General features: G+C 43.5%; 18 protein-coding genes. 11 read left to right on the top strand and 7 right to left on the bottom strand.

Features of this window, described 5'->3' with window-relative positions:
• Window positions 1-65 precede the first annotated feature (65 nt).
• From NAF17_RS08635 to NAF17_RS08615, 5 genes are all read left to right on the top strand, one after another.
• Complete coding sequence (locus NAF17_RS08635; RefSeq protein WP_252757602.1) at window positions 66-656, top strand: TetR/AcrR family transcriptional regulator; 591 nt, start codon at window positions 66-68, stop codon at window positions 654-656.
• Between the two features lie 4 nt (window positions 657-660).
• Window positions 661-894 (top strand): hypothetical protein, encoded by a 234-nt coding sequence (locus tag NAF17_RS08630; protein WP_252757601.1) that lies wholly within the window; start codon window positions 661-663, stop codon window positions 892-894.
• Window positions 895-898: 4 nt separating this feature from the next.
• Window positions 899-2,179 carry an MFS transporter gene (locus tag NAF17_RS08625; protein ID WP_252757600.1) on the top strand — a complete coding sequence of 427 codons (1,281 nt, stop codon included), beginning with the start codon at window positions 899-901 and terminating at the stop codon, window positions 2,177-2,179.
• A 276-nt stretch (window positions 2,180-2,455) separates the two neighbouring features.
• Window positions 2,456-4,525, top strand: a complete 2,070-nt coding sequence (locus NAF17_RS08620) for a prolyl oligopeptidase family serine peptidase (protein ID WP_252757599.1) — start codon at window positions 2,456-2,458, stop codon at window positions 4,523-4,525.
• A 183-nt stretch (window positions 4,526-4,708) separates the two neighbouring features.
• Entirely contained in the window at window positions 4,709-5,104 is a 396-nt protein-coding gene (locus NAF17_RS08615; protein ID WP_252757598.1) for a hypothetical protein, read from the top strand.
• Between the two features lie 447 nt (window positions 5,105-5,551).
• Here the strand turns inward: NAF17_RS08615 and NAF17_RS08610 are convergent, their stop codons facing one another.
• Together NAF17_RS08610 and NAF17_RS08605 are read right to left on the bottom strand one after the other, a co-directional pair.
• Entirely contained in the window at window positions 5,552-5,851 is a 300-nt protein-coding gene (locus tag NAF17_RS08610; RefSeq protein ID WP_256474509.1) for a GIY-YIG nuclease family protein, read from the bottom strand.
• Window positions 5,852-6,032: 181 nt separating this feature from the next.
• The gene (locus tag NAF17_RS08605; protein ID WP_252757596.1) at window positions 6,033-6,899 is read right to left on the bottom strand and encodes a PfkB family carbohydrate kinase; all 867 of its coding nucleotides are present in this window, start codon (window positions 6,897-6,899) and stop codon (window positions 6,033-6,035) included.
• Window positions 6,900-7,284: 385 nt separating this feature from the next.
• On the opposite strand from NAF17_RS08605, the gene NAF17_RS08600 reads away from it, so the two are divergent.
• Window positions 7,285-7,512, top strand: coding sequence for a redoxin domain-containing protein (locus NAF17_RS08600; RefSeq protein WP_252757595.1), 228 nt, complete (start codon window positions 7,285-7,287; stop codon window positions 7,510-7,512).
• Window positions 7,502-7,816: a hypothetical protein gene (locus tag NAF17_RS08595; protein WP_252757594.1), complete on the top strand. Its 315-nt coding sequence runs from the start codon at window positions 7,502-7,504 to the stop codon at window positions 7,814-7,816. The genes NAF17_RS08600 and NAF17_RS08595 overlap by 11 nt, the downstream gene beginning before the upstream one ends.
• 318 nt (window positions 7,817-8,134) lie before the next feature.
• Here NAF17_RS08595 and NAF17_RS08590 read toward each other — a convergent pair whose 3' ends face one another.
• The 4 genes from NAF17_RS08590 to NAF17_RS08575 are packed head-to-tail and all read right to left on the bottom strand — an operon-like array spanning window position 8,135 to window position 12,750.
• Complete coding sequence (locus tag NAF17_RS08590) at window positions 8,135-9,676, bottom strand: DHA2 family efflux MFS transporter permease subunit (protein ID WP_252757593.1); 1,542 nt, start codon at window positions 9,674-9,676, stop codon at window positions 8,135-8,137.
• A gap of 5 nt (window positions 9,677-9,681) precedes the next feature.
• Window positions 9,682-10,737, bottom strand: a complete 1,056-nt coding sequence (locus NAF17_RS08585; protein WP_252757592.1) for an HlyD family secretion protein — start codon at window positions 10,735-10,737, stop codon at window positions 9,682-9,684.
• Window positions 10,738-10,754: 17 nt separating this feature from the next.
• Window positions 10,755-12,095, bottom strand: a complete 1,341-nt coding sequence (locus NAF17_RS08580; protein ID WP_252757591.1) for a TolC family protein — start codon at window positions 12,093-12,095, stop codon at window positions 10,755-10,757.
• A gap of 7 nt (window positions 12,096-12,102) precedes the next feature.
• Window positions 12,103-12,750, bottom strand: coding sequence for a TetR/AcrR family transcriptional regulator (locus NAF17_RS08575; protein ID WP_252757590.1), 648 nt, complete (start codon window positions 12,748-12,750; stop codon window positions 12,103-12,105).
• A gap of 147 nt (window positions 12,751-12,897) precedes the next feature.
• Between NAF17_RS08575 and NAF17_RS08570 the strand changes: the two genes are divergently transcribed.
• Window positions 12,898-15,447, top strand: coding sequence for a PIG-L family deacetylase (locus tag NAF17_RS08570; protein ID WP_252757589.1), 2,550 nt, complete (start codon window positions 12,898-12,900; stop codon window positions 15,445-15,447).
• Between the two features lie 13 nt (window positions 15,448-15,460).
• On the opposite strand, the gene NAF17_RS08565 is transcribed toward NAF17_RS08570, so the two are convergent.
• Window positions 15,461-16,366: a hypothetical protein gene (locus NAF17_RS08565; RefSeq protein WP_252757588.1), complete on the bottom strand. Its 906-nt coding sequence runs from the start codon at window positions 16,364-16,366 to the stop codon at window positions 15,461-15,463.
• Between the two features lie 64 nt (window positions 16,367-16,430).
• Here NAF17_RS08565 and tnpA point away from each other — a divergent pair, with 64 nt between their 5' ends.
• The 3 genes from tnpA to NAF17_RS08550 all read left to right on the top strand — a co-directional run bounded on the left by tnpA (window position 16,431) and on the right by NAF17_RS08550 (window position 19,165).
• Window positions 16,431-16,865, top strand: a complete 435-nt coding sequence (gene tnpA / locus NAF17_RS08560; RefSeq protein WP_252757587.1) for an IS200/IS605 family transposase — start codon at window positions 16,431-16,433, stop codon at window positions 16,863-16,865.
• A 290-nt stretch (window positions 16,866-17,155) separates the two neighbouring features.
• Window positions 17,156-17,356, top strand: a complete 201-nt coding sequence (locus tag NAF17_RS08555) for a hypothetical protein (protein WP_252757586.1) — start codon at window positions 17,156-17,158, stop codon at window positions 17,354-17,356.
• Window positions 17,357-17,467: 111 nt separating this feature from the next.
• Window positions 17,468-19,165: a sodium:solute symporter family protein gene (locus NAF17_RS08550; RefSeq protein WP_252757585.1), complete on the top strand. Its 1,698-nt coding sequence runs from the start codon at window positions 17,468-17,470 to the stop codon at window positions 19,163-19,165.
• Window positions 19,166-19,173: the final 8 nt, after the last annotated feature.

The following is a 19,173-nucleotide window of genomic DNA, read 5'->3' as shown; positions in this document are numbered from 1 at the left end:
CTAATTCGTAAATAAATATAAATGAATGAATATTCATTTATATTTGTGCCATACACAAATATAAGATGCGCATCAGGAATATAGATAAAGTACAGCTGGTAAAGCAAACCGCTATAGCGTTGATAGTTAAAGACGGACTGGAAGGCTTCAGCATGAATAAGCTGGCAAAGGCATGCAGTATTTCAGTTGCTACGCTCTATATCTATTATAAAGATCGCGATGATCTGATCCTGAAAATTGCCCATGAAGAAGGAACGGTTATGGCAGAAGCCATGATCAAAGATTTTAACCCGGATATGCCGTTTGAGTATGGCTTGCGCAGGCAATGGAAAAATCGCTATCAGTATATGGTAGATTACCCGCTAATGAATTCCTTTTTTGAACAGTTACGAACATCTAGCTACCAGGAGGAATTTCTGGCCGGTTTTTTAACTGAATTTAAAGTAACCATGGGCAAGTTTATGCACAACATTATCAACCGTGGCGAAATTGAAGTAATGCCCTTTGAAGTATATTGGTCAATAGCATTTTCACCGCTATATAACCTTATCCGCTTTGATAACGAGGGCCAGAGCATGGGCGGCATGCCGTTTAAAATGACGGATGAGATACTTTGGAAAACTTTTGACCTCGTTGTAAAAGCCCTTAAAAAGTAAATTGATGAACACTACAGAAAACTTTGACCATATACTGCTTTTTAAAACTAACGTGAATTGCGATGGTGATAAAAAGTTGCTGCATACCCTACTGGATGGGAACCCGGATGTACAATGCTGGACCGTGGACATGGACGATGAGGACTACGTTTTGCGGATCGTGTCGTACACGTTAAGCCATTTGCAGATAATTGAATTAATGAACAGTCGCGGCCAATACTGCTGTGAGTTAACCTAAATAAATGGAAAATAAACAACCGGTAGTCGCTTTTACAGGCTACCAAAAATTTATAATATTTATACTGGCTATCACCCAATTTACGGTGATATTAGATTTTATGGTGATGTCTCCCCTTGGTGATATGCTGATGAAATCGCTTAACTTAAAACCATCTGCCTTTGGTGTGGCGGTATCTGCATATGCTTTTAGCGCAGGTATCTCGGGTTTACTAACAGCAGGCTTCGCCGATAAATTCGATCGTAAGAAACTGCTGCTGTTCTTTTACATCGGCTTTATTGTGGGCACTATCTTCTGTGGCATGGCTCACTCCTACACTGCATTGGTAGCCGCCCGTATTATAACCGGTTTATTTGGTGGGGTAATCGGCTCTATCTCTATGGCTATTATTACCGATATTTTTGCTTTGCAGCAACGTGGCCGTGTGATGGGTTTTATACAAATGGGCTTTGGCGCAAGCCAGGTTTTAGGTGTACCTATCGGGATCTACATCGCTACCTTATGGCAGTGGGAAGCACCGTTTTGGATGGTGGCCGGCTTAAGTGTATTCATTGCGGCAGCTATTGGTTTTTACCTTAAACCGTTAGTATCACACCTTGCTATTCAACAAGATAGGTCGGCATTGGGGCATTTGTGGCATACGGTTTCTAAGGCAGATTATAGAGTGGGCTTTACCTCTACAGCACTACTATCCATAGGCGGTTTTATGATGATGCCTTTTGGCAGCGCCTTCGCGGTGAATAACCTTGGCGTTAGCTACAAACAATTAACTATGCTGTTGATGGTATCGGGCTTAAGCTCGTTACTGATTATGCCGCTGATTGGCAAGTTGAGCGATAGGATAGACAAGTTCAAGATCTTCGCGGTAGCATCCGTTTGGATGATGATCATGTGTGTGGTTTATACTAACCTGGGCGTAACCCCGCTAATTATCGTAATGGTGCTTAACATTTTAATGATGATGGGCATCATGAGCAGGATGATCCCTTCATCAGCCTTAACCAGCGCTATACCCGAGATGAGCGACCGTGGCGCTTTCATGAGCGTTAACGCATCGCTACAGCAAATTGCAGGTGGCGTGGCCGCAGCCGTTGCCGGGATTATAGTTACACAACCAAGCAAAGGGGCTCCACTACAGCACTATAACATAGTGGGTTATGTAATTGTAGGCATCTCCATAATCAGCATATTGCTGATGCGCAGGGTTGATAAAATAACCAAAAAGAAACTGGCAAATACCCGGTTGGTGATACCCGAAGAAATTGCCATAAGCGAGGGGTTTTAACAAAAAGCAATTTTAATTATTCCATTTTAATAGCAAAAATAAAGAATATTCTGTATTTTTGCTGTATCTCAAGAAGTGTAGATTACTCCCACTTATTTCTGATCCGGGCAACGCCTTTTTTCACCAAAAAACGACTTTCAATCACCTTTTAAAGGCCCCCTGCATACCTATCCATCGCCTCTTACCAAAATGGCCAGCCACTTATTAAAATCACTACACGGCAATAAATAATTGTTAAGCCACAATCAGTATATTTAGCTCACCAACTTTAATGCAATGAAACGAACCCTTCTGCTCACCCTAATTACTACCGCCGCTATGGCTGCAAACGCACAGCAAAAATTCGATCCGCCAAAAACCAAAGCCATACCTGTTGTTGATACCCTGCACGGTGTACAGCTTACCGATAACTACCGCTGGCTGGAAGATAAAAAGAACGAGGACGCTATTGAGTGGACCAAAAAACAGCACGACTATGGTGTTGAATACCTGAAGAAAACACAAAAAGTACACCCCGACCTGAAAGAGAAAATTGCCGCCTACCTCAACATGGATTACGAAGGCCCGCTGAACACGGTTGGCAAACGCGTTTTCCAAACCGTTAAGAAAAAGGGCGACAAGCAATATAAGATCTACACCATTATCGATGGTAAGAAAATTCTGATCTGGGACCCGGTTACGCTGGATGCCGACGGCAAGATCTCCACCAGTGGTACAAACTATACTTACGATGGTGAACGCGCGGCCATCAGCGCGCAAAAAAGCGGTGCTGAGGTAAACACTGTTTACTTTATTGATACCCGCACCGGCAAGCAAATTCATGATCCTATTACCAATATCAGCGGGTTCGACTGGGCGCAGGACCAGCAGCATGCCTACGTTACCCTGCGCAGCCAGGAAGATGTAGATAAGCAACGCCCCCTTAAAACCTACTACCTTAAAGTTGGCGACCCTATAGAGAAGGCAACATTCGTAGGTACTACCAAGGACGCCCAAAACAGCTATTTTATTTATGATAACCGCTACAGCGATGTAACCTTTAGCGGCGAGGGCGACTTCTACTCCAACAGTTTAAAGATGCGCCCTACCGGAAACTTAAAGGAAGGCAAGCTCATCTTCAGCAGTAAAAAATCGCAGGCCTATCCGGAAGCTATCGGCAACCGCCTGTATATTAAAACTAATGATAAAGCGCCAAACAGCAAGCTGATGGTGGCCGATAAGGCACATCCCGAATTTAAGAACTGGAAGGTGCTGATCCCCGAAAGCAGTACCGTGATGGAGGCTTACGTGGTTACCAAAAACAGCATCATTATACAGGATAAAAAGGATATTGAAAGCCGCCTGACCATTTACGACCTAAACGGTAAAAAGCTCCGTGCCATGCCCCTGCCCGAGCAAGGCAGCATCGGCGGCGTAAGTTACGACCGCGAGGAGGATAAGATCTATATATCGCTGGTAACCTTTACCTCTACCCCAAAAACCTACGTGGCATCGCCGAAGGATTACAAGTGGAAGCTGTTTTACCAGCGAATACTGCCGGTTGACATGAGCGAGATAACCGGCGAGATCAAGTTCTACATCAGTAAAGATGGTAGCCGTGTGCCCGCGTTTGTGGTGCACCGTAAGGACATTAAACTGGATGGTAAAAACCCGGTATTGTTAACGGCTTACGGTGGTTTCCAGTCGGGAATTAAGCCGGGGTACTTTGGCTTTTACGCGCCGTTCATTCAGGCGGGCGGCATTGTGGTAAACGCGGGCATCCGTGGTGGCGATGAGTTTGGCGAGCAATGGCACCTGGACGGGATGCTGGCCAAAAAGCAAAACAGCTTCGACGATTTTTACGCATGCGCGGAATGGCTCATCAAAGAAAAGTACACTACCGAAAATAAGATAGTAGCCCTTGGAGGCAGCAACGGCGGCCTGCTGATGGGTGCAGCTGCAACCCAACGGCCCGACCTTTTTAAAGCCATTGTATGCGAAGTACCGCTACTGGATATGCTGCGTTACCATAAGTTCCTGATAGCCCGTTACTGGATCCCCGAATACGGCGCAGCCGAAGACCCGGAGCAGTTCCGTTGGTTATTGCGTTACTCGCCCTACCAGAACATCCGCGCGGGAGTAAACGTGCCGCCAATGCTGGTAACCGCCGGCGCCAACGATACCCGGGTTGACCCGATGAACGCCAAAAAGTTTGTGGCAGCCCTGCAAAACAACCCCGGCCAAACCAGCCCCATTATCCTCCACATGGATTTTGACAGCGGCCACGGCAGCGGCCAAAGCACCCAGCAAGCCATAGAAAACTGGACGTTTATTTTTGAATATGTGATGAACCAGTTGGGGATGTAAGGGCTGACTTTATAGCCACTATGTCATTGCGAGCGTAGCGTGGCAATCTCAGAGGACAAGCGGATATGCTGATATTGCCGCGTCGCTATCGCTCCTCGCAATGACATACGGGAGGAGATCGCAACAACCAATTTCACCACCGCACGACACCTTGCGTCAGCAAAAAGAGGAAAGATTTTTAAGATGTACATTAGATTTATAACGCAATTCATTAACGAATACGGCGAGAGCCACACCGGCTTATTTAGCGCGCTCCGGTTTATTAGAGAAGCATCCTCTACACAAGATGAAGATGTTATTAAACTGAAACATATTAAAGATTGGTTCAATGAAAACCTGGAAGCCCCTGACAGATTCTCAAATGCAAACAATAAAAATCCTGCTTCAATTTCATTATCATGGTTTAAAGACACGGCTAAAGAGCACATCAAAAAAGTTTACGAGATCAGGGAGGTATTAAACAGATATGGAATTATTGTAGAAGTAGTAACAACAAAAAATCCCGGATATATCGTTTTTACAGATGACTATCAAGTATCCGCCATCCCTTTTAAAACAGACCGAAAAAAAATTTTATAAAGCCCGTCAGACTAAATAGCATCCCCACTGGTCGAAGTTTTCAACTTCGTCCTAAAACATTGCAAGCATTCTGCTTGCGTAAGCTGAAAGCTTACCATATGGTAGAAAATTGAAAGGCATAGAAGATGGACCAATAGTGGTAAACAAAACCCACCACGTCATTGCGAGGAGCGATAGCGACGTGGCAATCTTCGATAGAAAAGTGGGCGACAAGCATGTCGAGGATTGCCACGCTACGCTCGCAAAGACGCGAGGAGAGCTACCGATCCATCATCGCCAAAAATCCTCACTTCCCTCTTCCCACTGAAGCTTACCACATTTTAGGATAGGTTACGCGATGCTAAACCGGCGGTGAAAAAGTTAAATATATAACCACCCCGTCATTGCAAGCGATAGCGTGGCAATCTTCGATAGTACGATAGAAAAGCTACCTATCAAATCAGATGATTACTCATTTAATAGCCCGTTGTACAAATCGTTCCAATCCGGGTTAATATAGTTTATCAAGTCAATTTTGCTTTGGCGGCTTTTGTCTTTGATGCGCTTTTCTTCTGCTATCGCCTCCTCTATATGAGCATAAGAAAAATAGTAAACTAACTTATTGCAATTGTATTTCGCTGAAAAACTTTTAGGGTATGTTTTGTTCTTGTGATCCCAAACCCGGCCTAAAATGTCGGATGTGACGCCCGTATACAAAACGGTATGTTCTTTATTAGTCATTATATAAACGCATCCTCCTCGTTGCATTATCATATTGCAAATTACATAAATGATAGGTTGTACATAAATCATACTAATCAAGCATGTCGCCGACTCTTCTATCGAAGATTGCCACGTCGCTATCGCTTCTCGCAATGACGCGCAAGTTTAATAATATTATCGAGGTTTTCTACCTTGACCTAAAACAGGATTGTTTATTTTACTTTAACTACTTCTCCATCATCGCCAAAACATCTGCCTCGGTCCCTTCAAACGGGCCGGAGGTTTCAATTTTTAGGCCTGCCATGGCGGCGGCAAATTCGCCGGCTTTTTGGATGTCGGCACCTTTAACGCGTTTGTATAGGTAACCTGCCATATAGGTATCGCCGCAGCCGGTGGCATCCACCAATTCGGTAGGTTTGTATGCGGGGATGGTATAATAAATGCTATCGTGGTAAATTACCGAGCCCAAACTGCCCCGGGTTACTACCACTTCTTTTACACCCCACCCGGCCAGTACTTTCGCGCCTTCTTTAATATCGGCAAAACCGGTAAGCACCTCCAGTTCGTCTTCGTTTACTTTTAAAATGTCTATATATTTCAGGGCTTCGCGTTTGTCCGTCCAGTCTATGGGGTGTACGCCTTTGTCTATCACCTCGCGCAGGTAACCTTGCGCATCTACCGAAACATTACCACGACTAAACAATGTTTTGATCAATTCGGTCGACATATCATCGGCCAGTAGCGGGCCTAAGTGGAAAATAACAGCTTCTACATCCTTCAGGTCTTCGGCAACAAAGGCATCTGCTTTTTGCAGTACGCGCTGGGTGCGGTTGTCCTGGTTCTGGCCATAAATATTTTCGAAGTACACGGTATGCGCGCTGGGCAATACTTTCACCTCGATGCCTTTATTGCGCAGGGCGGTAACGCTGGGCAGTTCGGTATCGCCAACGGCGGTAACCAGTCCGTATTTCACATCCATATTGTGTATGGCGTTTGAAAAGTAAAAGGCGGTGCCCCCTGCCATGTGCTTAACAGCCCTGGGGGTAACAATTTTATCTAAGGTGATGTGCCCTATGCAACAGATATCGTACATACGTAAATTTCAATTTTATATTTAGCGGGGTTACAAATGTAATATTCTGCAGGGTAATTATTTGTTGCTCATGCATATATCCGTTTAAAAACAGCGCCACTTAAATAAATTACGTTTTTTAGCAGACATCCATTCAATAGTATATTACAATACAAACACCTTAATACATAGATAAAAACTATATACTATAAGTTTTTAATGTGAAATAACCATTGGCCTTAAGTGTGCTTTTGTTCTATACGTTATAACGAAACAACCATTATGTTAACGACAGGGCAAATTCACTCGATTTTCTAAACCTGTTGTAACAAGTCTTGAAAAAGGTAAAGAGTTTGAAACCATAAATTCAGGATAGTTTGTTAATGACGATAACGTTTAAACCGTAATGTTCTGGTGGCCAGAAGATTTTACTTTTGTATGCGCTACAGAAATTGCCGGGTTCAACAAAAACTTTGGTGAGTTAAGCGACCGCGAAACCCATCTGATTGGTGCATTAACCGATAGCGAATTTGTACACGCTGCCTGCAGAGCCCACCACGATGACCCTGGCGACCTTAAATTCCAGATGTTAGCTGATACTTTAAAATCATTAGCAGAAGCCCTTGGTATTTAAAAGAAGCACTGCTGTTAATAACCAAAACGCGCCGCTTATTGCCTGCTATACCAGCGTTGCAAAGCAAACCGAAGCTACCGATGCCGACGTGGCAAAAGCTGCGGGCTGTGCTTCATTATTGGCGTCAAACAATATATTTTATCGTTTCAGACATTTTACCCAAAAAGAAAAATATACCCAAACCCCGGCACGTATCCGCATGCCGCTGATGATGAAACCGGTTACCGGCAAAGGGTTTTTTGAATTGATGAGCCTTGCCATTTCGGCCGTTTACGGTTGCGAAATATGCGTTAACGCCCACTAAAATTCATTGATAAAACCTGGCACTACCGAAGAGTGCATATTGATGCCATAAGGATAGCATCATTGGTAACAGCAACCGGCAAAATCATATTCTAATAAAACGAAAAAGATTTTCGCTTTGTTTAAAAATAATATCTGGCAATATTTGGATTTGTTGATATAAAACCCTTAATTTTAACCCATAGATTATTACGAACCCCTTTTACCATAATATTTTTATAGCTGTAAAACATTACCGGCACCAGGGCGGAATACAAATTTAATTGTTGATTTTTTGGAAAAGCCATTCCGTTCGTAAGAACAGAATGGCTTTGTTTTTTTAGTGAGAATCTGTAACCGCCTTTAGTTTTTTAAACGGTTGCAGGTATAATAAAGGTATCGAGAATAGCATCACCAAACCCGAGATCCAGTAAGCGTCATCGTAACTTAACAGCATAGTTTGCCTAATAACTGCACCTTCAATAGCGGCGTACGCCATGTTGGTAGCATCAAGCACCGATTTACCCTTGGATATGAAACCCTGTGTAAGCATGTGCAAGCGCTCGGTAAAAGCGGGGTTGTAAGGGTTAACATGCTCTATCAGCGTACTCCTGTGGAAACCCTGGCGGATGTGGATGATGGTTGTTAAGGCCGCTATACCAAATGAGCCGCCTAATTGGCGCATCATGTTATTTAAGCCCGATCCCTGCCCAAGTTCCGCCCCTTTAAGGCCGGCCATGGCAAGCGTGGTTAAAGGCACAAATAATAAGGCCATACCCACACCACGGATCAATAATGGGATCAATACATCTTTCTCGCCTGTTGCCAGGGTAGAGTTGCTTAGCATCCACGTGAATACAAAGAACAGGAACATACCTGCCGTTGCCATAAGTTGCGCGGGGATACCTTTGTTAAGCATCTTGCCAATAAAGGGCATCATAAATATGGTACACAAACCACCCGGAAACAGCAACTGCCCCGTTTGCTGCGCGTTAAAGCCGAGCAAGTTTTGACAAAACACCGGGAACACGAACACCGACCCATACAACCCAAACCCGAGGATAAAGGAGGTAAACATACCCACCGCGAAACTTCGATGCCGCATAATGCTGAAGTTTACGATAGGGTGGTCGGTACTTAGCTCCCGCCAAATAAATAGCAGTGTGCCTAAAACAGCACAAACGGTAAGCACAGTTATATAAGTTGTAGCAAACCAATCTTCCGATTCGCCTTTTTCAAGGATGGTTTGTAAACTACCAACCGCTAATGCAAGTAAACCAATACCCCACCAGTCTATGGGGCGTTTTTCGGCCTTGGGCGTTTCGGTAATAAATGTATACGCCAGGAACGCGGCAAGCGCGCCCACCGGTAAATTCACGTAAAAAATCCACGGCCACGAGTAATTCTCGGTGATCCAGCCACCAATGGTTGGGCCTACAGTTGGGCCTACCACCGCGCCTAAACCAAACAATGCTGTAGCAGTACCAATTTGCTCGCGCGGCCAGGTCTCTATCAGGATAGTTTGCCCGGTAGATATTAAACCACCACCCGCAATACCCTGTAGTATCCTGAACACCACTAACTCATCAAGCGAGGTTGCGTTACCACACAGGAACGATGCTATAGTAAATACTATAATAGAGGCAAGGAAGTATTGCTTACGGCCAAAGCGGCCACCAAGCCATCCCGACATAGGCAGGATAATAACGTTTGCCACCGCATAACCGGTAACCACCCAGGCAACATCCTCTAAGGTTGCGCCAAGGTTACCTTGTATATGCGGTATAGCAACGTTTACAATGGTGGTATCAATCAGCTCGAGTAATGATGCCATAATTACCGTAATGGTAATTATCCATTTTTTAAAGCCAGTTTCAGCCATGTTATTTAGTCTTTTGTAATTACCGAAACGGCAACGCTCATACCCGGGCGTAGTTTCGCTATATCTTCTTTGCTGCCTGTGATCTTGATTTTAACAGGGATACGTTGTACAACTTTAACGAAGTTACCGGTAGCATTATCCGGTGGCAGTAACGAGAATTTTGCACCTGTAGCAGGCGAGAAATTGTATACTATACCTTCAACTTTCAAACCTGGATAAGCATCAACCTTAAGGCCAACCTTTAAACCGTTTTTGATATCGTTTAACTGGGTTTCTTTAAAGTTGGCAGTTACATAAATACTGTTATCATTTACTACCGAGAACAGCGTTTGCCCTGCCTGTACCAACTGGCCTACCTGTACATTCTTTTTAGCCACAGTACCACTCGCAGGCGATTTAACATCGGTATAGGTTATCTGTAGTTTTGCATAATCGATATCAACTTGTTTTTGAGATACGCCCGTATTGGTAACCTTTAACAGGCTGCGGCTGGTAGCAATTTGCTCTAACGCGGCTTTGTATTTATCGCGCGATGCATTGTAGTTTGCCTGTGCAACTTCCAGGTCGGCTTTGGCCTGGTCAAACTGCTGGCGGGTTACCGATCCATCCTGTACCAGGTTAGCGTAACGGTCGTAATCTTTACGTACTTTATCTAAACGTGCCTTTGCAGATTGTACATCAGCCTTAGCGCTTGATGAATTTGCGGTTGTGGTTGAGATTTGTGATTCGCCTACGTTAATGTTTGCGCTTGCACCAACCTGCGCTGCCTGTGCCTGCTCTAATTTTACTTTGTAATCGCGGTCGTCAATCTTAACCAATAACTGGCCTTTGTTAACGTGCGTATTTTCTTCGAACATAATGCTGTCTACATAGCCGCCAACACGCGCCACAACCGGGCTTATGTCGCCATCAATTTGCGCATCATCAGTATCAACGTGTTTGCTGAAGTATATATATTCCTTTACTCCAAATATGATACCCCCTAAAAGAACTACCCCTAATATGATAGGAAGTACCTTATTTTTCTTTTTAGGTTCTGCTTCTTGTGTTTCCTTTGCCATCGCTTTGTATATTGTAATTATTTGTTAAGTTTTCCTGTTGATTTTAATAATGTATAGTATGCTAATCCTGCATCGGCTTTAGCCAGCTCTAAATTGATCTGTGCCTGGTAAAGCAGGGTTTGCGCATCGGCCCGGTCTGTAGCCGATGATATATTGCTTTTGTATTTAGATTCTAAGATCCTGTTATTCTCGTTAGCCTGGTTAATAGACGTTTGCAGCAGGGTTATTTTATCCAAAGCAGCTTTGTAGTTCTGGTAGCTTTGGTTAACCTCGTTCTTTACGTTATCCAGCGTGATGCCACGGTTGATCATCACTTCTTCGCGCTGTAATTTAGCTTCGTTAACCTTGTTTTTGTTTGTCCAAAGGCTGCCAAAATCCCATCCTACGGTTAAACCTATAGATATTGGGGTGATGTATTTACCGCTTTTAGGTATTGGGTTTGCAGCAACGCCCACATAATAAGCGCTACCCGATGCTGAAAGCGTTGGTGTAGTATTTGCTTTAATACTTTTGATATTCAGGTCAGCAACCTGTGTGCGTAAGTCCAATTGTTTAAACTCGGGGCGGTTGGTCATGGCCGAATCCAGGTAGCTGGTAAGCGGCAATGCATTCCTGTCGGCTTCAATAATCTGTACTATCCTTAGCTGGGTAGTTTCCGGTAAGCCTAAAAGGATGTTCATGTTATAGTTAATAATGCGGCGGTTGTTTTCCAGGTCGATACCGTTCAGTTCGATATTAGAACGTTGTAACTGGAACCTCAACACATCATTTTTAGTAACCAAACCCTGGTCGAAAAAGCGTTGCGATTGTTTGATCTGCGCATCAATGGTAGCCAAATTCTGGTCAACCACTTTTTTGCTTTGCAGTACTTTGTACAAAGTATAGTAAGAATCTATAATGTTGTACGCAATCTGGTCTTTATCGTTAACAGCATCCAAACGGGCGACTTCGCTAAGCAGGTTGGTAGATTCGCGGGCGTACTTTAATTTGTTACCGGCAAAAATTATCTGATTTAACGATAATGTACCCAGATATGCATTAGCGCTTGTTGGCAAGACTAAAGTTTCTTCGCCAAAGTTTAGTTTATTGGCGGGGATCTGCGCGCGGTTATAACCAAAGCTGGCTTTACCTGTTGGCAGCGATCGGTCTTTAGCCTGCTGGTATTGTGATACCGCCTGGTCGATACGAGATTGCGAAAGTTTTAGCACTTTACTGTTTTCAATTCCTAGTTTAAGGGCTTCCTCCAGCGTGAGGGACTTGTCCTGCGCGGCCGCGGGGTTGGTAATTAGCAATGCCAGTAGCAGCATGGCTAAACTACCCGCGGCCTTTAAGGCTTTATTTAGTTGTGAGGGTTTCAAGGGTGTATTATTTATTGTTGTCATTTTCATTTTGCAAGTAAGCTTTTAACAGTGTTTTCATGTATTTTTTAAACCGGGGTTTAAGCAGGTTATTCTGTACATCAGTATCCAGCACATCGTAACCAAGCACTTTGGAAGAAATATGCGGGGTATTAATAATGTAGTTTTTGGTACCGAAGATGGTAGCCACTAAAAGCTGCTGATCCGCATCTTTATTAAAGTCGCCTTTGCGGATACCTTCGGATATAATATTCAGAAAAACATTGACGTTCTTCATCATAATATCGGTGATCTGATCAGTAAGGTCGGTCTTTTTAGATTTGGAGATCTCGCGGTTAAGCATAATGTGGAAGCAACTGTTGGTTACTACCTTATCTATATAGTTGTCGAGATATTTGTCCAGTTTTTCCCATGAATTGATGCTTTCATCGTTACCGATGCTTAGCAGCACGGCTTGGAAATTGCTGATCCTACGATCAAATATTGCCAGGAAAACCCCTTCTTTTGAACCGAAGTAATAATTAAGCATAGCCATATTTACCCCGGCCCCGCCCGATATCATGCGGGTAGATGCACCATCATACCCCTGTTCGGCGAAAACACGCTCGGCAACATCGAGTATGTGATCTTTTTTATCTGTTTTATCCTTTTCCATTTTCATTTTTGTCCCGTGCAAAACTAATTAATCGATTGATTAATAAAAGAGGCTTTTATCATCAAATTGTAATTTCAATCAATCGATTAAATAAGAGGGAGAAAATGTAATTATGACGGTATAATTATCATACCAAATATTGCGTAAATGCTTCTTTCAGATATATTTGTGGCTATGAAGCGCATACTGCCTGTAACCCTTATACTGTTTTTTGCTTACGCCAAAGTATTCTCGCAAACCGCGCCACCGTCGGATATCGGCACCATTCAGCAAAATTTAAAAAAGCTGAACGTTTTGGGCAGCGTGTTATACATAGCCGCCCACCCCGATGACGAGAACACCCGCTTGCTGGGCTACCTGGCGCAGGAGAAACATTATCGCACCGGCTATTTATCGCTTACCCGTGGCGATGGCGGACAAAACCTGATAGGTACCGAGCAGGGCGAACTGTTAGGGCTGATTCGTACGCAAGAGCTATTGGCCGCCCGCCGTATGGATGGCGCGGAGCAGTTTTTTAGTCGCGCAAATGATTTTGGTTTTTCTAAGAACCCCGAAGAAACTTTGAAATTTTGGGATAAGGATAAGGTGCTGGGCGACATGGTTTGGGTGATCCGCAATTTTAGGCCCGATGTGATGATCTGCCGTTTCCCTACAACCGGCGAGGGCGGCCACGGTAACCATACCGCATCGGCCATGTTAGCGCAGGAAGCTTTCAGCGCCGCAGCCGACCCAAAACGCTACCCCGAACAATTAAAATATACAACTGTATGGCAAGCCAAACGCCTGCTTTGGAACACGTTTAATTTTGGCAGTACAAATACCACCTCGCCAGATCAGTTTAAGATCAACGTTGGTGGTTACAACCCGATACTTGGTAAAAGCTATGGCGAAATAGCTGCCGAAAGCCGCAGTAACCACAAAACACAAGGCTTCGGCTCGGCCAAGCAACGTGGCGATGCCTTTGAATATTTTAAGACCATCCTTGGCGATACCCCAAAAACCGACCTGATGGACGGCGTTGATGTTACCTGGACCAGGACGCCTTTTGGCACACCGATAGCGCAAAAGATAGCTGCCATAACCAACGCATTTAATAGCAATGCACCACAGGCATCAGTACCGGCATTGGTTGCTTTATTGGGCGATGTTGATCAAAATGTGGCAACCAACAAAGCCTTCCAAACTGTTAGGCTTACCGAAGGTGCTAATACCGCATACAATTACTGGCACAAGCAAAAAACAAAAGAACTAAAAGATATTATTGCCGCTTGCGCGGGATTATGGTTTGAGGCGTATGTAGCGGATCCTGCTTACGCTGTGGGTGATAAGATAACCGCTACGGCACAAATTTATACACCAAATAATCTTCCAATAAGCTTACTAACTATTGATAATGACAATACGATATTAAACGTTTCAAATCCACATGGATTTATATTAGAGGCCAATAAATTAAAAACTTATAATTTGGAGCCCAGGGTTATAGATAAACTTTCGCAACCTTACTGGCTGGAAACACCACACGCTATTGGTAGTTATACCATTAATGATGATTTGAAAGTCGGCAACCCTGAAAACCCTGATGCGCCAACGGTAACTTTTAAATTTACAATTGCAGGTAAAGAGATTTCATATGACCGTAAATTAGTCTTTAAATACGTTGACCCTGCCCGTGGTGAGATCTACCAGCCATTAGAAATAGCGCCACCAGTTACCGCTAATATTGCCGAGAAAGTTTACGCTTTTAACAATACCCAGCCACAAACGGTACAAATCAAACTAAAAAGCTTTACCAATACAAGCGGCAGCATCAGCTTAAAACCATTGGCGGGTTGGAAGATCAATCCGGCTAAAATTGATTACACAGGCAAAAATAAAGGCGACGAATGGACGGTAGCTTTCACCGTATCGCCAACGGATAGTAAAACCAACACGGTCGTTTTACAGGCAGATGTTATCGCCAACGGCAAAACGTTTTCGCAGGGATTATTGAATATTAGGTACAATCACGTGCCTGCCATCACTATCTTCCCTCCGGCGCAGGCCAAATTGGTAAACATTGATCTAAAAACCGCGGGTAAAAAAATAGGCTATATTGCCGGTGCCGGTGACCTAATCCCCGAATCCTTACGCGAAGTTGGTTACGATGTACATGCCCTTACCGAAAGTGAGATCATCAACGGCGACCTATCCGTTTACGATGCCATTGTAACCGGCGTACGTGCCTATAACGTAAATGAGCGCCTTGCTTATGGGCAGCCTAAATTGATGGAATATGTGAAAAATGGTGGCAACCTGGTGGTGCAATACAATAACAACAACGGCCTGGTTACCCGCAACATTGGCCCGTACCCGTTCACCGTTGTTAACCAACGCGTTACCGAGGAAGATGCCAAAGTAATCTTCGCCGAGCCAACGAGCCCGGTACTAAACTACCCTAACAAAATAACCAATGCCGATTTTAACGACTGGATCCAGGAACGCGGTTTATACTTTGTTGATAATATCGACAGCCATTACAGCACGCCCCTGCAAATGAACGATACCGGCATGGCACCAAATAAAGGTTCGCTCATTGTAACAAATTTAGGAAAAGGGCGTTTTGTGTATACGTCGCTGGCATTCTTCAGGGAACTGCCGGCCGGCGTCCCGGGCGCATACCGCCTGTTTGTTAATTTGTTAAGCAAGCCAGAATAATCTGTCGAAAAGGCTAAATTATTATTTGGCTAAAGCCACCTATCTGTATGCCTATAATCCGTTGGCTAAAGCCAACGGCAATTAATATTATACCTATCATTGCCGTCCCATTTATGGGGCGGGTAAAGAGTTTTAATATCCTGGATTTAGCCAAACCAATAAGTAACATCAATCCGTTTTGCTGAAGCCAACGGAATTGCAATATCAAATCTATCATTGCCGTCCCATTTATGGGGCGGATAAAGAATTTTCCTATCTTGGCTTTAGCCAAACCAATAAGTAACATCAATCCGTTTTGCTGAAGCCAACGGAATTGCAATATCAAATCTATCATTGCCGTCCCATTTATGGGGAGGGTAAAGAATTTTAATATCCTGGCTTTAGCCAACCCAATAAGTAACATTAATCCGTTTTGCTGAAGCCAACGGCATTGCAATATCAAATCTATCATTGCCGTCCCATTTATGGGGCGGGTAAAGAATTTTCCTATCCTGGCTTTAGCCAAACCAATAAGTAACATCAATCCGTTTTGCTGAAGCCAACGGCATTGCAATATCAAATCTATCATTGCCGTCCCATTTATGGGGAGGGTAAAGAATTTTAATATCCTGGCTTTAGCCAAACCAATAAGTAACATCAATCCGTTTTGCTGAAGCCAACGGAATTGCAATATCAAATCTATCATTGCCGTCCCATTTATGGGGCGGATAAAGGGTTTTAATATCCTGGCTTTAGCCAACCCAATAAGTAACATTAATCCGTTTTGCTGAAGCCAACGGAATTGCAATATCAAATCTATCATTGCCGTCCCATTTATGGGGAGGGTAAAGAATTTTAATATCCTGGCTTTAGCCAAACCAATAAGTAACATCAATCCGTTTTGCTGAAGCCAACGGAATTGCAATATCAAATCTATCATTGCCGTCCCATTTATGTGGCGGATAAAGAATTTTCTTATCTTGGCTTTAGCCAAACCAATAAGCATGTCATTCGTAAAAATCTGGATCCATTTAGTATTTTCAACTAAAAATAGGCATCCCTGGTTGAAGCAAGAACTTAGATATAAGTTGCATCAGCACATCATTGAGAATTGTAAAGAGAAAGATATCTTTTTACAGGCTATAAATGGTTACACTGATCATATTCATTGCCTAATATCTTTAGGAAAAGATCAAAGCATTTCTAAATTAGCGCAGCTTATCAAAGGCGAATCCTCTTACTGGGTGAACAAGCAAGAATTTTTCGATGAGCCTTTTGGTTGGCAAGATGATTATTTTGCTGTTTCGGTAAGTGAGTCTCAAGTTGAACCGGTTGTAAACTATATTAAGAATCAAGAAAAGCACCACGCCAAAAAATCTTTTGATGAAGAGGTAAATGAATTTATGAAAGCATATGGATGGCATATCGTTAAAGCTTAGTTGGAATTTTGCTAAAGCCAGCACTTTTATTTTATGCTCCCTTGGCTGAAGCCAACGGCAATGAAACATAATTTGATATTCATTGCCGTCTTATTATGGCTGGACTTAGGTAAGAAGATTATCGGCTTTGACCAAAATAAACATAAGGTATAATTAAATCGAATTATTGCCGTTTCAAACAGATAAACAATCAAATGTGCTTTTATTTATTAGTACCTGCTTTCTAAAAAATCATTAGGCATCAATACTTTAATAATATAAATTTGCAGCATCATATTTAATATCATACTATGTCACATCATCAACACCCACATCACCACGAAGAAAAAAATTACGATTACGTATTTTACCTGGTTGCCTTGTTAACCGGTATGTTTGTTGGTGCAATTATAGAAAGAGGCTTTATCTGGATCCCTGTAGGTGGTGTTTTCGGCTTGTTAACCGCTGCTGTCTTCATCAAATTCCTGGTTAAAGGCCGTGAAAAGGTCTGAGCATACCGATCTCCCTTCTTTTATAAAAAACTGGAACCAGTTTTACGGTATTGTTATCGTATGGCTGGTTTTTTTGATCCTGGTATTTTGGCTCATCACTAAATCTTTTGAATGAGCTTAACCGACTGGATAGTACTGGGCACAACGCTGCTCGCCATCGTGATTTATGGCGTGTGGAAAAGCGGCACCAGTAAAAATATAGACCAATACCATGGCAATCGTTCGCTGCCGTGGTACCATGTAGGGCTATCGGTAATGGCCACACAAGCCAGTGCCATTACCTTCCTATCCGCCCCCGGGCAAGCCTATAGTGATGGGATGCGCTTTGTGCAATTCTACTTCGGCCTGCCGCTGGCCATGATCGTGCTGTGTATCACCTTTGTGCCGATATTCCACAAGCTTAAAGTTTATACCGCTTACGAGTTTTTAGAGCAACGATTTGATTTAAAAACCCGCGCGCTTACCTCTATCCTGTTCCTTATCCAGCGGGGTTTATCTACAGCCATTACCATTTATGCCCCGGCCATAATCCTGTCGGGCATCCTGCATATCAATACTACCTATACCACGCTTTTTATAGGCGGATTAGTGCTTTTTTATACCGTTTATGGCGGTGCAAAGGCGGTTTCATACACCCAGCTTTTGCAAATGAGCATCATTTTTACCGGGATGTTTTTGGCGGGTGTATTTGTGGTGATGCTATTGCCGCATAATGTAGGTTTCGGTAAAGCCATTAAACTGGCAGGCAATATGGGCCGTATGAACGTTATCGACTGGAAGTTTGACGCCAATAACCGCTATAACATCTGGAGTGGTATTATCGGTGGTTTCTTCCTGCAGCTCTCCTATTTCGGTACAGACCAAAGCCAGGTTGGGCGATATTTAACCGGTAGTTCTATTGGCCAAAGCAGGCTTGGGTTGATCATGAACGGCTTGATCAAGATCCCGATGCAGTTTTGTATATTACTGATCGGTGTGCTGGTTTTCAGCTTTTACCAGTTTAACAGGCCGCCGGTTTTCTTTAATAATTACGAGGTAGAGCAGGTGAAGAAAAGCCGGTACGCCCCACAATTTAACGCGTTAGAGAAGCAATACGAAGGTGCCTTTGCCAATAAAAAGGAGAAAACCGAAGCCCTTGTAAAAGCGTTCGACAGCCAGGATGAAAGCCAAATTGCCAACGCCAAAATTGACCTGAAAACAGCCGAAAAACGCACCGATACCCTCCGCAAAAGCGCCATCGATATCATTAAAAAAAACAGTGGGAATAATGCCGTGAACGACACCAATTATGTGTTCTTAACCTTTGTTACGCAGTACCTGCCAAAGGGTTTGATCGGGTTACTGATCGCTATTATCTTCCTCGCATCAATGGGCTCTACCGCAAGCGGGTTGAACGCGCTGGCATGTACCTCTGTTGTTGACATCTATAAACGCATCCTAAAACCCGATGGCAGCGAACAAAGCTACGTTACCGCATCCCGCCTTGCAACGGTATTTTGGGGGCTGGTTTGTATTGGCATGGCTTTGTATGCTAGTAAAATTGGCAACCTGTTAGAAGCGGTAAACGAATTAGGATCTTACATCTACGGCACCATCCTTGGGGTATTCATTGTGGCCTTCTATCTAAAAAAAATCAAAGGCACACCCGTATTTATTGCAGCGGTTATCACTGAAGCCCTCATCTGCGTAATGGGTTATTATAATACGGTTGCTTACCTGTGGTTAAACGCTATCGGCTGTATTGGAGTCATTATCATCGCATATATTTTAAATACGCTGATACCCGCAAAACCCGCGGACGCTCAATAAAAGCATAT

This window comes from Mucilaginibacter aurantiaciroseus, from assembly GCF_024055595.1.
In the GTDB taxonomy this organism is placed as follows: Bacteria; Bacteroidota; Bacteroidia; order Sphingobacteriales; family Sphingobacteriaceae; genus Mucilaginibacter; species Mucilaginibacter aurantiaciroseus.
This window is presented reverse-complemented; position numbering and strand designations above follow the sequence as displayed.

Bases quoted from the DNA above. Each gene is read 5' to 3' on its own strand.
- NAF17_RS08550 (WP_252757585.1), top strand. From the start codon at position 17,468: ATGAGCTTAACCGACTGGATAGTACTGGGCACAACGCTGCTCGCCATC.
- NAF17_RS08585 (WP_252757592.1), bottom strand. From the start codon at position 10,737: ATGGCAAAGGAAACACAAGAAGCAGAACCTAAAAAGAAAAATAAGGTA.
- NAF17_RS08630 (WP_252757601.1), top strand. From the start codon at position 661: ATGAACACTACAGAAAACTTTGACCATATACTGCTTTTTAAAACTAAC.
- NAF17_RS08590 (WP_252757593.1), bottom strand. From the start codon at position 9,676: ATGGCTGAAACTGGCTTTAAAAAATGGATAATTACCATTACGGTAATT.
- NAF17_RS08615 (WP_252757598.1), top strand. From the start codon at position 4,709: ATGTACATTAGATTTATAACGCAATTCATTAACGAATACGGCGAGAGC.
- NAF17_RS08600 (WP_252757595.1), top strand. From the start codon at position 7,285: ATGTTCTGGTGGCCAGAAGATTTTACTTTTGTATGCGCTACAGAAATT.
- NAF17_RS08575 (WP_252757590.1), bottom strand. From the start codon at position 12,750: ATGGAAAAGGATAAAACAGATAAAAAAGATCACATACTCGATGTTGCC.
- NAF17_RS08625 (WP_252757600.1), top strand. From the start codon at position 899: ATGGAAAATAAACAACCGGTAGTCGCTTTTACAGGCTACCAAAAATTT.
- NAF17_RS08565 (WP_252757588.1), bottom strand. From the start codon at position 16,366: ATGATAGATTTGATATTGCAATTCCGTTGGCTTCAGCAAAACGGATTG.
- NAF17_RS08555 (WP_252757586.1), top strand. From the start codon at position 17,156: ATGTCACATCATCAACACCCACATCACCACGAAGAAAAAAATTACGAT.
- NAF17_RS08570 (WP_252757589.1), top strand. From the start codon at position 12,898: ATGCTTCTTTCAGATATATTTGTGGCTATGAAGCGCATACTGCCTGTA.
- tnpA (WP_252757587.1), top strand. From the start codon at position 16,431: ATGTCATTCGTAAAAATCTGGATCCATTTAGTATTTTCAACTAAAAAT.
- NAF17_RS08635 (WP_252757602.1), top strand. From the start codon at position 66: ATGCGCATCAGGAATATAGATAAAGTACAGCTGGTAAAGCAAACCGCT.
- NAF17_RS08610 (WP_256474509.1), bottom strand. From the start codon at position 5,851: ATGCAACGAGGAGGATGCGTTTATATAATGACTAATAAAGAACATACC.
- NAF17_RS08605 (WP_252757596.1), bottom strand. From the start codon at position 6,899: ATGTACGATATCTGTTGCATAGGGCACATCACCTTAGATAAAATTGTT.
- NAF17_RS08620 (WP_252757599.1), top strand. From the start codon at position 2,456: ATGAAACGAACCCTTCTGCTCACCCTAATTACTACCGCCGCTATGGCT.